General features: G+C 66.7%; 12 protein-coding genes. 4 read left to right on the top strand and 8 right to left on the bottom strand.

Annotation, left to right across the window (positions count from 1 at the left end; genetic code table 11):
- Positions 1-43: 43 nt before the first annotated feature.
- Together A176_RS15765 and A176_RS15760 are read right to left on the bottom strand one after the other, a co-directional pair.
- Positions 44-2,062, bottom strand: a complete 2,019-nt coding sequence (locus A176_RS15765) for a M36 family metallopeptidase (RefSeq protein ID WP_226994334.1) — start codon at positions 2,060-2,062, stop codon at positions 44-46.
- Positions 2,063-2,320: 258 nt separating this feature from the next.
- A complete protein-coding gene (locus A176_RS15760) occupies positions 2,321-3,805 on the bottom strand; it encodes an MFS transporter (RefSeq protein WP_002640132.1) in 1,485 nt (494 codons plus the stop codon).
- 205 nt (positions 3,806-4,010) lie between these two features.
- Here A176_RS15760 and A176_RS15755 point away from each other — a divergent pair, with 205 nt between their 5' ends.
- Genes A176_RS15755 through A176_RS15745 form a run of 3 tightly spaced genes read left to right on the top strand, consistent with a single transcriptional unit; the run spans position 4,011 to position 6,140 of the window.
- Entirely contained in the window at positions 4,011-5,009 is a 999-nt protein-coding gene (locus A176_RS15755) for a polyprenyl synthetase family protein (RefSeq protein ID WP_002640130.1), read from the top strand.
- Positions 5,006-5,602: a GbsR/MarR family transcriptional regulator gene (locus A176_RS15750; protein WP_002640129.1), complete on the top strand. Its 597-nt coding sequence runs from the start codon at positions 5,006-5,008 to the stop codon at positions 5,600-5,602. Before A176_RS15755 ends, A176_RS15750 begins: the two co-directional genes overlap by 4 nt.
- 16 nt (positions 5,603-5,618) lie before the next feature.
- Positions 5,619-6,140: a gamma-glutamylcyclotransferase gene (locus tag A176_RS15745; RefSeq protein ID WP_002640128.1), complete on the top strand. Its 522-nt coding sequence runs from the start codon at positions 5,619-5,621 to the stop codon at positions 6,138-6,140.
- A 189-nt stretch (positions 6,141-6,329) separates the two neighbouring features.
- On the opposite strand, the gene A176_RS15740 is transcribed toward A176_RS15745, so the two are convergent.
- The 4 genes from A176_RS15740 to A176_RS15725 form a co-directional block, all read right to left on the bottom strand.
- Complete coding sequence (locus A176_RS15740) at positions 6,330-6,539, bottom strand: hypothetical protein (protein WP_002640126.1); 210 nt, start codon at positions 6,537-6,539, stop codon at positions 6,330-6,332.
- 596 nt (positions 6,540-7,135) lie between these two features.
- Positions 7,136-7,897 (bottom strand): hypothetical protein, encoded by a 762-nt coding sequence (locus tag A176_RS15735; RefSeq protein WP_002640125.1) that lies wholly within the window; start codon positions 7,895-7,897, stop codon positions 7,136-7,138.
- 121 nt (positions 7,898-8,018) lie between these two features.
- Positions 8,019-8,708 (bottom strand): hypothetical protein, encoded by a 690-nt coding sequence (locus A176_RS15730; RefSeq protein ID WP_144429550.1) that lies wholly within the window; start codon positions 8,706-8,708, stop codon positions 8,019-8,021.
- A gap of 117 nt (positions 8,709-8,825) precedes the next feature.
- On the bottom strand, positions 8,826-10,067 hold the full coding sequence (locus A176_RS15725) for a hypothetical protein (RefSeq protein WP_002640123.1): 1,242 nt from the start codon (positions 10,065-10,067) through the stop codon (positions 8,826-8,828).
- A gap of 390 nt (positions 10,068-10,457) precedes the next feature.
- Between A176_RS15725 and A176_RS15720 the strand changes: the two genes are divergently transcribed.
- Positions 10,458-11,066: a hypothetical protein gene (locus A176_RS15720; protein WP_021781567.1), complete on the top strand. Its 609-nt coding sequence runs from the start codon at positions 10,458-10,460 to the stop codon at positions 11,064-11,066.
- 162 nt (positions 11,067-11,228) lie between these two features.
- Here the strand turns inward: A176_RS15720 and A176_RS15715 are convergent, their stop codons facing one another.
- The gene (locus A176_RS15715; RefSeq protein WP_044890902.1) at positions 11,229-12,350 is read right to left on the bottom strand and encodes a Gfo/Idh/MocA family protein; all 1,122 of its coding nucleotides are present in this window, start codon (positions 12,348-12,350) and stop codon (positions 11,229-11,231) included.
- 31 nt (positions 12,351-12,381) lie between these two features.
- Positions 12,382-13,398 (bottom strand): aldo/keto reductase, encoded by a 1,017-nt coding sequence (locus tag A176_RS15710; RefSeq protein WP_002640120.1) that lies wholly within the window; start codon positions 13,396-13,398, stop codon positions 12,382-12,384.
- Positions 13,399-13,438: the final 40 nt, after the last annotated feature.

Here is a 13,438-nt window from a genome sequence, read left to right as displayed (position 1 = left end):
GGCCGGAGCGCGGGTATCCGCTCCGGCCTGACCTGGAGTCAGACTACAACGTCACGTCGGCCGGAGCGGCGCTCGACGGAGCGAGGGACACGCACGCGGTGGGGACCGCGAAGCCGTTGGTGGGCGCGGTGCTGCCGGAGCCACCGGAGACGGCGTTGGTGCCCAGACCGAACGCGGCGAAGGCCTGCCACAGGCGGCAGACGTCCACGCCGCCGTGCAGGGCCGTGGCCGCGGTGATGATGCCGTCACGCACCTGGGTGAAGGTGGGGCTGCACGGCGTGTTCTTCAGGCCCTGCGTGAAGTACAGCATCATGCGCTGGTTACCCGCGTTGCCCGTGGCGTTGTAGAGGTTGGCGTCGAAGCCGTGCGCGTCGACGAGCGCCCAGTACGCCTCCCACATGCCCTGCGCGAACACCGCGCCCACGCCGTGCGGAACGGCCTGGCCGTTGATGCTGGCGTAGGTCCAGGTGTTGACGGAGGGGCTGGTGCTGTAGCGCTGGGGCCGGATGCCCACGCCGGTGGTGGGCTGGTTCAGCGCGTACGTGCCCACGCCGCGGCCCTGCGGACCGGTGTCCGTCGCGCGCGCGGTGTAGAAGAGCGACAGGAAGTCGCTGATGCCCTCGCCCGGCTGCTGGCGGTTGCTCAGGCACGACACGTTGCTGGGGCCACCGACCAGGCGGTTGGAGATGCCATGGCCGTACTCGTGGACGATGATGCCCGCGTCGAGGTCACCGTCGCGGTTCGGCGTCACGGTGTTCCAGATGTACATCTGCATGCGCGGACGCTGGCCGTCCGGCGGGGTGAGGAAGTTGGCGTTGTTGCGGCCGCCACCATCCTGGGCCTCGGCGCGCACGTCGTCGTTGCCGACGCCGCCACGGCCGTAGTTGTTCACCTGGAAGTTACCGGAACGCTCGTCGAAGCCGTACTGGTAGTGGACGTCGTGGATGATGTTGTTCCAGTAGAAGAGGTTCGTGACAGCCGCGGGGACGTACGTGGACGGCGCGGCCGTGAGGTTGATGGGGAAGTCGCAGTTGAGCGTCGCGCCGCAGTTGGGCTGCGTGGCGGGCGGCTGACCCGTGTTGCTGGCGTCCACGTAGGCGTGGACGTTGTTGCCGCGCGGGATGGTGTACTCCGCCCCGGCGACGCCGTTGGTGTCGTGCCAGCCGTAGGGCGAGGCCGTGGCGTTGGCGGGGTTGTTGACCAGCACGCGGCCGTCCGCGGGAGGCAGCGGCGTCGTGTGGATGGGGCTCTCCACCGGCATGGGATAGACGCGGTAGGAGTCCGCGGCCACCCAGTCGAAGCGCGTCCAGACCTTGCCCGTCTGCGCGTCCACCGTCAGGTCATAGGCGTGGTCGCTGTCGAGCGTGTGGACCTGGAAGCGCCACACCAGGCGCGCCTCGCCCACGCGGACCGGCAGCACGGCCAGCTCCGCGTCGATGGGCTCGGAGGACAGGCCCTCCACCGCGACGCGCGTGAGCTGGCGCGCGCCTTCCGCCGCCTTCAGGGACTGGGGCGCCGTCGCGAGCCGCACGCCCAGGTGCTTGGCCACGCCGGCCACCGCCTCGGCGGCGCCCAGGCGCGGCGTGGTGCCGGCGATCGCGGACTCCAGCGACGGGAGGAAGTCGCTGTGCACGCTGAGCACGCTGCCATCACGGCCCACGTTGATCTGGAGCTGCGCGTTGTAGACGGGCACGCCCTTGAACGTCTGGCGCAGGTACAGGTTGGTGATGCCGCTGAGCTTCGAGAAGACGCGGTCCGTGACCTCGAGGTTCGCGAGGTCGTTCAGGCTCAGCCCGAACGCATCGCGGTGCTTCTGGACGAAGTCGAGGCCAATGGCCAGCGGGTCTCCGCTGCTGGGGCCGGACAGCGCGCCCACCGGATTGGTCAGCGAACGCACCAGGCCGTTGGACTCGTCGAACTCCACCAGGAGGCCAGGGACGGCCTGTCGCAGGGCCGTCTGGCTGGCCGACTGCGCGCGGGAAACGCCAAACTTCGCCTGGGCATTGTACGCGTCGCGTGCGTCGAAATTGCGGTGTTCGTCATGCTGCGAGTTGACTGCCATTGCCGCAGAACCCGAAAGGGTTCCCATGAGAAACACCGCATGAAAAAGGCGCCTTCGGTAAGGACCTGAGGACATGTCGTGCTCCTGCGCTGCGGGTTGACCGCGCCCCTCGAAAGGGGACGGTACTGGCGCGGCAGAAAACACACTTTGCGTGAAAAAGGCAAATCACCAGCTATCCTGGAAAGATCTGCTTTGGTGCCAAGGAATTGCACAGTCCCGCAGTAGGACCCGCACTGACGCTGTTATTGTTTGTGTTTGTTATTTGTCCAACGCAGTGCGCTGAGCAGCGATTGGGCGAGGCAGCAGGCGTTCCAACAGCGCGCCCACCGAACGCGCGGGACGGACGCCGGGCTCGAGGATGCGCGCCGTCAGCAGGGCGGCGCCCAGACGGGCCACCGAGGACAGGACGAAGAGGACGTGCAGGTTCACCCAGGAGTGGCCGCCCAGCGTGAAGTGGGTGGGCAGCGCCGCGGCGATGCCGCCCCCCAGCGCGGCGGCGGCGGCGTAGGCCAGGCCGCCCGCGGTGGCGAAGGCCGCGAGGTAGAAGGGGCGGTTCTTCCGAGGGGCGACGGCGAGGGGCAGCTCGAAGATGGCCAGGCCGTGGCCACCCCACAGCGCGCCGGCGAGGAGGACGTCGAAGAGCAGCGGCCACAGGGTGCCCGCGGAGGGCAGCAGCCAGAGCGCGGGGATGAAGGCGATGCCCAGGGAGCACGCCATCAGGACGGGCTGGGCGCCACAGCGGTCAATGGCGCGGCCCCAGAGCGGCGCCGCCAGGATGCGCACCCCCGCCACCGCGGCGGCGTGGAGCGCCATGATGACGAAGGTCATCTTGAGGTTCTGCAAGCTGTGCAGCGCGAAGAAGGGCGCGGAGACGCCCACGGCCGCGTTCCAGGCCATCTGGTAGGTCAGCACGCGGCGCGCGTTGTCATCCTTGAAGGGAACCAGCGCGCCCTTCAGCTCCAGCGGGGGCGTGGTGCCAGGAGGCGCCGGGTCATGCTGCGAGGCCATCATCAAGGTGGTGACGATGCCCATGATGCACGACGCCAAGGCCAGCAGCGGCAGCGCCACGCCGACACCCCCCTCGGGGCGCAGCCGGTCCATCAGGAGCCCCGCGCCGAGCGAGGCCAGGGTGCCCGCCAGCGTGGTGAGCGCGGTGCGCCGTCCGAAGAAGCGGCCTCGGATGGCGCGGGGCACCAGCTCCCCCATCCACGACACCCAGGCGTTGTTGCCCACCACGCTCAGCGCGGCGGAGACGCCCGCCACCGTCATCAGCAGGCGTTGCTGCCCTTCGAAGGGCAATCCCAGCCAGGGAAGAATGGCCAGGGGAAACATCACCACGCGCGACAGGAACACCGCGGTGAGCGCCACCCGCCGGTGTCCGAACAGGCCCGTCAGCCACGCGGCGGGGAACTGGACGAACTGCGCGAAGAAGGGAAGGGCGGTCATCACGCCCACCAGGAAGGGGCCCAGCTTCAGGGCAATGGCCCAGGCGGTGAGCACCGTCGCGCCCGCGCAGGCGGTGAAGACCTCCGCGAACATGCCCTCCATCACGGAGACGCCCAGCGTCTGACGCAGCCTGCCGTGGGACTCGGCGAGCCGGGGCCCGGGCCCATCCGCGGGAGGCGCTCCCAGCAGCGGAGCGGTCGAGCCGGGCAGGGACGAACCCGGCCGGAACAGCGGAATCGCGGAAGCGAGCGAAGCGAAGCTGCGGAGAAACTGCCGACGAAAGGCTGCGTGATTCACGGGTCCGCTGGGTGTCGCACGCCCCAGAGGGCGGCCTCAATCCACCCCGGGGATGCCCCAGGCCGTCCGGCCGCTCTCCGGGCGGGAGGGAGCCGCCTGTCCCACATCTCCTGTCACGGCGCCGTGCCCGGCTGCTGAGCAGCGCTGGAATCAGGTGCAGTTCAAGCGGTCTTGAACTATATGAACGAACGAGGAGACGGCGCACATGGATCTGGCTCGGGAGCTGACGGACTTTCTGGGGGCGGTGGAGCAGCGGCTTGGCAGCACCCTGGTGGATGGTGACGCCGGTCCGGGCGTGAAGGGTGACACGCTGATGGAGGCTGCCCGTCACCTCTGCCTGGGAAGCGGCAGCAAGCGCGCGCGTCCCATGCTGACGCGGCTGTTCGGCGGCGCGGTGGGGGTGCCGGCGGAGCGGCTGGTGGACGTGGCGGTGGCCGCGGAGCTCATCCACTCGGCCAGCCTCCTTCATGACGACGTGGTGGACGCGGGCATGTTCCGCCGCGGCCGGCCCACGGTGAACGCGCGTTGGGGCAACATCGTCGCGGTGATGAGCGGCGACCTCATCCTGGCCAACGGTCTGCACCAACTGTCCCTGCTGGACGCGCGGCTGACGCGCAGCGCGCTGTCCGTCGTGGCGGAGATGACGCGCGCCGCCATCGCCGAGGTGGAAGCACGGGGAGACCTGGACCTGCCGATGAACCGGCTGCGCTTCATCGCCGAGGGCAAGACGGGGTCGCTCTTCGGCTGGTGTGGCAACGCGGCGGCGACGCTGGCGGATCGGCCCGAGGCGGTGGAGCGCTTCGACGGCTTCGGTCGGCACCTGGGCGTGGCGTTCCAGATCGCCGACGACATCCGGGACATCCTCGGCACGGACGTGGGCAAGCCGCGCTACGCGGACGTGCACTCGCGCACGCCGTCCATGCCCATCCTCCTGGCGGTGGCCAAGGATGAGTCGCTGCGCCGGAAGCTGAAGGATGCGTGGGCGTTCTCCGCCATCACCCCGGAGCGCACGAAGGAGATTGGCGCGGCCATCGAGGCCACGGGCGCGGTGGACGCGTCCATGGAGCGCATGAACGCGGAGATCGAGGCCGCGCTCGACAAGCTGGGCCACTTCGCCGAGGAGCCCACCGGCGCGGAGCTGGTGAGCTGGGCGCGGCGGCTGTCGGCCGGCATCGCCGAGCAAGTCCAGGGGCGCGCTGCATGAAAGGCTACCTGTGGACGGGGGGACCCGGGAGCCCTGCCTCGGAGGCGCCGCCAGCGGATGGCCGGCTCGCGCCCTGGGAAGCCATCGCGGTGGATGCGGTGGGAAACGTCATTGAATTCTGGGGGTTCAAGCGCAACCAGGGCAAGGTGTGGGCCCTGCTGTACCTGCGCGGGGAGCCGCTGACCGCCGGTGAAATCGAGCGCGAGCTGGACCTGTCCAAAGGCGGCGTCTCCATGCTGCTGCGCGACTTGGAGCGCTGGGGTGTCATCCAGCGTGTGCGGCTGCCCCAGGACACCGTGTGGCGCTACGGCGCCGAGAATGACCTCGTGCGGATGGTGACGCACGTCATCGAGGAGCGCGAGGCGGGCTTCGTCGCGCGCATCCGCGCCGACCTGGCGGAGGCCCGGCGGTTGGCCGAGTCCCAGGCCGAGCTGCCCCGCGACCGGCTCCAGCGCCTGGAGAAGATGGCGACGCTGGCCGAGCACGTGGAGCGCGCGCTCCGGTTGTTCATCAAGACGTCCCGGCTGGACGTGTCCGGTGTGCTGTCCGTCTTCCGGGACGACGGCTCGGGCTCTCGCCGGGGCTCGAAGTAACCGAAGAGGGGCGGACATGGATTCGCATTACGACCAGGTGATGAAGGCGCGCGCGGGCGCGGACCCGTCCGCCACGCGGTTGTACTTCGCGTACTCGACCATCCTGGACCGCGCGGCGTTCGAGGAGTGGCGCTCGCAGCACAGCTACGACTTCTTCGAGCTGCCGGAAGGCCGCCTGGCCGAGGCGCTGGACGTGGACCTCGTCTACGACTTCCCGTCCCGTTGGTGGGGCGGCCGCGTCGCGGGGCTGACGGACGCAGCGGGGCAGAAGGTCCATGGCCGCCTGTTCGAGATTCGCGGGCAGGACTGGCCCATCATCCAGCACAAAGAAGGCTTCGTGACGAGCATGTGCGTGGAGCGCACGGTGCGCGTGCGGGTGGACGGTCAGGAGGTGGAGGCCACCGCCTTCGTCACCAATCCGCGCCGCGCCTCGTCCGACGGCCCCATCAGCTCGCGCTTCGTGGAGGCGCTGGTGCGCGGAGCCCGGGCCGCGGGGTTGCCCGCGGACTACGTGGCGCGCCTCGAGCGCGGAGCTTAGCGGCTCCTTTTCGTAGACCTCAGGACATCGCGGCGGGCTCCCGGCTTCACTTCGAGCCGGGAGTGCGCAGCTTGCGCGCGCGCATGTTCTTCTTCTTCTCGAACCGGCTCGGCTGTATCGGCAGCATCCTGGTCTCCGTCGCCTTGAGCGCGGTGCTCTACTTCCTGTTCATGCGCTGAAGGGGCCGGCTCACGGCTCGCCGCGCCAGAGGTCGTCCGAGTCCTCCGAGCCCAGCGGATGGATGGTGACCGTGCGTCCGTCCTTGTCCGGCGTGCTTCGGACCGCTTCGACTTCTTCCGGCGTCTCCGGCGCCCGCTCGGAGAAGTTGTCGTTCTGAAGGTGGCGCTGACGCTGCTCGCTCGTCCCTCCGTACCCTTCGACGATCTTCTTCTTCGCCATCCCCCGTCCTTTGAATGAGCCCATCGGTACGCTGGGGGCTCCGAGGCCAGGGGACAAGCGTTGCTGTGCGCACCCGTCCGAGGCTCCGGCGATCAGCGGCCAGGCGAGCGAGGGGGGGGTTGCCTGGGTCTGCTTGGATGTTCAGTGGTTCCTGATCCTGCTGGCGAGGGCAATGCCTACATGAACGCATTGACAGTGGGTCCGCTGGCGATGCTGGAGTGTGGTGCCTACATGAATCTTTGAGCAGCCTGAGTGTCGCGCGCCCCGAGGGGCTTGGTTCGCTGATCAGTCGTTCATTTGGGTGTCCGACACATATCTGAACATGTTGTCAGTGGTTTTCGGCGGTGTCCAAATCGCGACGACACTGTTTGGATGTTCAGGCAATTGGCGCGATCTGATCCTGCTGATTTAGCTGTCAGGATGTTCAGTGGTTCTCGCGGTGGTTTTCCGAGCCATGCCCACATGCTCTCGTGTTCAGCGCGTGTCCCGTATGCCTACATGCTCGAACTATCAGTGGTTTTTTGGGGGACCGAGAGGGGGAAATAATTGCAAGACATTTGTCTTTGTTGATTGTCTTTGATTTTGAAACATAGACGTTAAATGTCGGTTCCTGTGGACTCCATCGTGCGCGATGGCGCGGCCTCCGACGGGGGCAGCTTCGAGAAGACAGAACCCGCGGCACGGACAGAGATGCGCTGATAGCGTGCATAGGCCTCCACGAGCGCCGTGCGCATGGCCGTGGTCTCCGTGGGCCCATGGCGCGCAACGGTGGTGGCCAGCGCCTCCAGCAGATAGGCCTCGGGCGCCATCATCGTTCGCGTGAGCGCGATGGGGCTGGAGCCCAGCGTCTTCAGCACTGGACCGAAATACTGCTCGCTCATGCACGCCAGGACGACCACGGGCCTGGGCGTCGCCCCCGCCGGGGAGTCCACGCGGGGAGGCTCGCGATCCATGAGCCGGTCATGTCCCGCCCACACCAACAGGTCGGCGCGACTCGCGCCCGCCGCCGCACGCAGGAAATCCTCCAGCGCCGTGTCTATCGCGTCGCCCGCGTAGGCACGGAGCCTCATGCGCACGGGCCGCTCGCCCTTTGCCGCGGTCCGCTCCAGGACGAGCTCGCGCAGCACGGCGGAGTCATTGGGGCCCGGCGCTCGGCTCACCACCTTGAAGCCAGGAGCCCGAGAGAGGAACCGCTCCGCACCGTACATCGCCCCCCAGTAGAGGTTCGTCTCCAGCGCTCGTGGATTCCCCGCGGGAGGGCGGCCGCACTCGATCAACGCGTTGTCGCACAGCGGGACGAAGACCTCGACCTCCACGGGAGGCACGGCCAGCAGGCTCAGCAACACGACGGTCAACACGGTGGACCTCCAGCAGGTGTGTACACGAGACACCCGTGGCGCATTCACGGTTCCGTCGCCGAAGCCGACCGCCGCTCCCCTGGACTGATCGACGGTCCCGTGCGTGTCGGGGCGCCTGCGCCTATTCGACGATTCTAAACGTGCGGTGAGTCTTGCCTTTGGGTCCGCTGAACTCGATGAGGTAACCGAATTCTTCCGTGTAGTCGTCCATGACCTTGCTCACGCTCACCTTGGCCACGCCATTCACGGTCCGATACTCCTCGGCAGGTACTGTTTTGGAGCTGTAGTGGGTGCGGATTTTTGAGCGCTTTGAATCAGATTGAGGGCCAGACGCCTTCTCGAGGTCTGCTTGACTCCATTTGCTATCCCTGACGTCATGCTTGATGAACTCGATGAGCCTTGCTGCGGTGCCTTCGATTTTGACGCGCGTGCCTTTGCGCGTCACGCCCAATACCACGCTCTGGCCTTGGCGTGACGCGTTGGCGTAGACACTTTTGATGGTGTCCATTGGGAAGGGGGTGTCGATGGAATAGTCGTCTTTTTCGTACTGGTTGAGCAGCGACTGCATCGAGTTTACGTATTGTTCCGTCATCCAGGCGCGCTCGGACTGCATGGCCTGGAGTTGTTGCGTGTAGGCCGCCACTGCGCCTTGCTGTTGGAGCGCGGCTCCCTGTGCGCGGGCCGTCGGAATCAACTCGAAATCGGGACAGAGGGACATTGCCGACTCAATGATTCTGGTCGAGCCAATCGCCGCTCCTAGCGTCGCGAGACCTTGCTGAAGGACCACGCGCCGAGATGTCTTTTGGTTCAAGTTTCCTCCCCATTTCCTGTCATGAAATTTCTAGGCCCAGGGAATCTTGAAGTCAATATGCCTCCATCGCTCTCGGGGGGGGCGCGGGGAATCCAGACGCATCATGACGCTGCGGCCTCAGCGGTGAGCTGAGAGGACCATCGAGAACGGATACCTGTCCTCATCTCGGAGGTCTGGGTCATAGGGCCCGGTGGGCAGGACGGTGACGATGAGCGTCCGCGTCGAGTCCGGGGCGAAGCGAAGCCGCTTCGGGCCCGACGCGAGGTCCAGCGTCTCGCCATCCGAGTCGGGCGACAATCCAGGCACGGCCTGAACCACGAAGCGACGCCGTGCGTCGGCTGGGGCATCGAGGGCCACGTAGACGGCGTCCGGCGTGTTGGCTCCGGCCCGCAGTGACAAGTAGCTGGTCCCCAGCATCATCGGCGCGTCCTTCGTGACACTCAGGATGCCAGGGGTGGCTTCCTGGTCTACGGCCAGCGCGAGCCTCGCGGCTTTCAAGTGGTCCAGCCCGCCCTCGAAGTGGCGGAAGTGACGGTCGTCGACGTGGTCACCCGTGTACCAGCGCCAGCGTGAAAACTCGGGGACGGTTTCGACGTAGCTGAAGCCCTTGTCCGCCAGCATCGCGTCGAGCGCATCCGCGAAGTCTGGCTCGTTGAGTGCGGGGTCAGTCTCCGCTCCGGGTGGATTGCGAGACGCGAGCCACATTCGTGACAGGAACCTTGGATCTCCGTCGAAGAAGCGGTCTTTCAAATAGAGCAGGTACAGCGAGGCCCCATACATGTACCAGGTCTCATACTTGTCATCACGGTCGAGGGCCCAGTCCGGATGGGCCTGGAAGTCATCGAAGTACGTCTTGATGTAGCGGTTCGCGTACATCTGGTCCGTGAACACGGCGGACATCTCGAACATCACAGGGGATTCGTACCAGTCATCCGAGGCCTGTGAGGCGTGCGCCATTTCATGGACGACGGTCTCTTCGAGTTCCTCGCCGCCGTAGGGCCCCCAGGGGTCGACGATCATGAAGCTGCGCCGGTCGTCCCAAGGGGTGGAGACGTCGCCGGAGAGGACGTCGACCAGGCAGCTTCGGTGGCCCTTCCACACGAAGACGTCGAACGCCGCATCCGGGCCGCACTCGCCCTGATCCGTGATGGCGGGCCGCATGCCGAGTCGAGTCACATGGAAATCCCAGCCCTTTTCGACGTAGGCCAGGACCTGTCGCGCCGTCTCCCGTTCCACCTCCCTGTAGTAGTGGACAAGCACCGGCAACGTCCGCGAGCGGAGGGAGTAGGGGAACATCTCGTTGAAGTCCGCCCGCCCGCAGATGGACGTGCCCTCTGCCAATGGATGGACGTAGTCCATGGACGCGTCAGGTGGGGTGGTCGAGCTGCAGCCGGCAAGGGTGAGCGCCAGTGCGAGACAATTCATCACGTGCGCGGGCGCGCCAGATACGTGGGCGGTGGGCATGACGAATGGGGATTCCCGCGGTGACCAGTCACTTGGATTCGGAGCGGGAGCCATGCGTGGCCGGTTCTTGGTTGTCGGCGCGAATTGCAGATAAATAGAGGCGTGCCTCGGAGGCCATTGTGCCTTTGGCTTCGCAGGTGTAGGCCGTATCTCCTGGGCTAGGGGTCATTGGTACCCCTGTGGTGTCATTGCAGAATGCGTGGATGCGTGCAGTTCGTCCACGAAGCGAATCGCTTTGCTGTTAGCTTCCGCGCTCTTCCCCTCAAGCCAAGGAGCTATTGCACGATGCGATTCTTCAACCGGGCTGTCTCTCTTTGCACCGCCGTTCTCGTCTCCGCCTGCGGCGGAGAAGGCGTGACGGGCCAGGATGACGCGCTGGCACAGCAGGAGTCAGCAGCGACATCCGCGGCGCTTGATGGGTGCATCTACAGCATCTCCGCCTATCCGCAGCCGGGCGTGACGCCCACGGTCTATGACATCCGTTTGTTCCGCCAGCCCATCCCGACGTGTGCGTATGGGTTCGGCACCGTGACCCTGGGCACGTCCGTCGTCTATGAGCCGACGCGGTCCGTGGCGATCAACGCACTGGGAATCGCCGCGAGCTACACCCGGAAGTCGAGCGTGAGCGGCAGTGCGCCTATCACCCTCAGCGTGCACCATGTGGATCCTGCCACGCTGGCCGTCATCCGGACCAACAGCCTGGGGGTTCACCTGGGGGCGGGCAACATCGTGTCGGAGAACGTGGCGATTGCCGCGGACGGCACCACGGTCACCGTCTCGGGCACGAAGACGGGCGTCATCTGGGGAGAGAGTGGCAGCGGGAGCCGCTACACCGCGAGCTTCCCGAACTTCTTCACCAGCACCACGGCGCCGACAGTCGCGGCGTTCCCGTGAGGCCGCGCCGCGCACCTCTGGCCAGATGAGGCTTGGCGGCGGGGCCTGCTGCCTCGGTCATGCTGCTCGGGGAGGTGATGGGAGCGGTCGAGCCCATCGCCTCAGTTGTCGCTGACGCGGATACCAGGTCGGCCGGCCCCCCGTGTCCTCGACGACCTGACCTCACACGGCAGGGGCAGCCTTGGACCCTGCGAACTCTCGCTGCCGCTCGCCGGTCTGCGCCGCGCGTTCGACCGCGGCGATCAGTCGGCTGTTGTGCACCGCGTGCGAAAAGCCCGGGGTGGCGAAGGTGCCGGCTGAGATATCGCGCGCCAGGCAGGCGTATACCTCGCCGACATTGATGGCGGCGCCCTTCCAGAAATCGGCGGCCGTCGCGCCCGATGCGATGGCCCTTTCGGGCGCTTCGAATCCTACGCTCGCTGACAGGATCAGGTCGCCAACCTGGACGCCCGCGACATGGTTGCCGGTCAGCTTCAGCCAGCCTTCCGAACCGCGAATCGCCAGAACGAACTGGGCCTCACCCGCCGGCACGCCCGCGAGCACCTGGACGGAAACCGAGGCGCCGCGTGCCGTCTTGGCGATCAGGTCGAGGTGGTCGGGGATCTCGCGCACCGAGGTCTTGCCGGTGTCGAGCAGTTGAACCTCCGGCCAGAGAAGCTCGGTGCGCGCGTCGACCTCGATGATGTTCCCAAGCAGGGCTTCGACGACGTCGAGGACGTGGGCGGCCGTGATGGTCATGAAGCTGGCGCCGGACGCTGCCTTGTTGAAGTAGTCGTAGACACTGGACGACTGCGGACCGTAACCGAACGTGGTCGCTGTGACGTGGGCCGACATCAACCGGCCGATCTTGCCAGCGGCGATGAGCTCCGCGGCGCGGCGCACGGAGGGGTTCATTCGCCCCTGCAGGCCAATCGCGGTGTGAAGCGCCCCTGCCGCGGCGGCCATTTCCTCCGTTTCAGCCAGGGTCGCGCCCAGCGGTGCCTCGCAGTACACAGCCTTCTTTGCCTCCAGCGCCGCGAGCACCAGCTCGCGGTGGGCCGGCACCTTGACGGCGACGGTGACGATATCGATGCGCTCGTCACGGATGAGTTCGTAGGGGTCTGCATACCAGCGCTCGGCACCGAAGGCCTTGGCCGCTGCTTTCGCGCTCTCTTCCTTTCGGGTCGCGACTGCGGCAAGCACCAAAGCGGGTTGCGCCTGAATGGCCGGAATGTGAGAGGCGCCTGCCCAGCTCGCCTTCGTATCGGCACCAATGACTCCTACGCGTAATGGCTTGGTCGACATGTTTCGACTCCAGGGTATGTCTTGGAAAGTGTCAGGAGTTCCGGTCGCCCGACCGGTCCAGGAGCCATCCGGGGTACTCGAGCGGCAACTTGCTGACCGCGTCGAGTTCCGACAGATCGGCCTCGTCCAGGCGGATCCGGGTCGCCTGCATGTTTTCCACAAGCTGCTCGACGCGCTTGGCGCCGAGGATGACGGTCGTCACAGCGGGCTGATGCAGCAGCCAGGCGATGGCGATCTGTCCCGGCGTGGAGTCATGCTTGCGGGCAACGGCGCTCAGGACCGCGAGCAGCGGTTCGCCGCGCTGGCGGTTGATCGGCGGGAAATCCAGCTCCGTCAGCCTGCCGCTGGCGCCGCCATCGCCTCCGGAATACTTCCCTGTCAGGTAGCCGCCCGCCAACGGGCTCCACACCATCAATCCGACCTGCTCGGAGGTCAGCATCGGGACGATCTCCCGCTCCAGCTCCCGGCCCACCAGCGTGTAGTACGCCTGCAGCGAGATGATCGGCGCGAGCCCTTTTGCCCGGCCGATGCCAAGCGCCTTCATGACCTGCCAGGCGGCCCAGTTCGACAGACCGATATAGCGGACGTCACCCGCGCGGACGAGCGTGTCGAGCGCGTCCATCGTTTCCTCGAGGGGCGTCGCCGGGTCGAATGCGTGGATTTGGTAGAGGTCGATATGGTCGAGACCGAGCCGTTTGAGGCTCGCGCGGCTCTGGCTCAGGATGTGACCGCGCGCCGCGCCGCGCATGTTCGGCCCTTCGCCCATGGCGGACGCCACCTTGGTGGCGATGACGACGTCGTCTCTCGATACACCGAGATTGCGCAGCGACTGGCCGAGCAGGGTCTCGCTGCGGCCATGGGCGTAGACGTTCGCCGTGTCGAAGAAATTGATGCCCGCCTCGAGGGCCGCGCCAACGAGCGCGTCGGCCTCGCCCTGATCGAGCTTGCCGACCTGGCCCCACAGGCCGTCGCTTCCTCCGAAGGTCATTGCGCCGAAGCACAGCTCCGACACGAACAGTCCGCTGTTTCCAAGCTTGCGCATGCGCATGGCGTGTTCTCCCAACACGTACTCACAAGCAGCAAGATAC

The organism is Myxococcus hansupus, from assembly GCF_000280925.3.
Lineage (GTDB): Bacteria > Myxococcota > Myxococcia > Myxococcales > Myxococcaceae > Myxococcus > Myxococcus hansupus.
Note: the sequence above shows the minus strand (reverse complement) of the source record. Positions and strands in the feature narration are given on the sequence as shown.

Excerpts from the sequence above, each read along its gene's own strand:
- A176_RS15750 (WP_002640129.1), top strand. The coding sequence starts at position 5,006 with ATGAAAGGCTACCTGTGGACGGGGGGACCCGGGAGCCCTGCCTCGGAG.
- A176_RS15745 (WP_002640128.1), top strand. The coding sequence starts at position 5,619 with ATGGATTCGCATTACGACCAGGTGATGAAGGCGCGCGCGGGCGCGGAC.
- A176_RS15720 (WP_021781567.1), top strand. The coding sequence starts at position 10,458 with ATGCGATTCTTCAACCGGGCTGTCTCTCTTTGCACCGCCGTTCTCGTC.
- A176_RS15715 (WP_044890902.1), bottom strand. The coding sequence starts at position 12,350 with ATGTCGACCAAGCCATTACGCGTAGGAGTCATTGGTGCCGATACGAAG.
- A176_RS15725 (WP_002640123.1), bottom strand. The coding sequence starts at position 10,067 with ATGGACTACGTCCATCCATTGGCAGAGGGCACGTCCATCTGCGGGCGG.
- A176_RS15740 (WP_002640126.1), bottom strand. The coding sequence starts at position 6,539 with ATGGCGAAGAAGAAGATCGTCGAAGGGTACGGAGGGACGAGCGAGCAG.
- A176_RS15765 (WP_226994334.1), bottom strand. The coding sequence starts at position 2,062 with ATGGCAGTCAACTCGCAGCATGACGAACACCGCAATTTCGACGCACGC.
- A176_RS15755 (WP_002640130.1), top strand. The coding sequence starts at position 4,011 with ATGGATCTGGCTCGGGAGCTGACGGACTTTCTGGGGGCGGTGGAGCAG.
- A176_RS15710 (WP_002640120.1), bottom strand. The coding sequence starts at position 13,398 with ATGCGCATGCGCAAGCTTGGAAACAGCGGACTGTTCGTGTCGGAGCTG.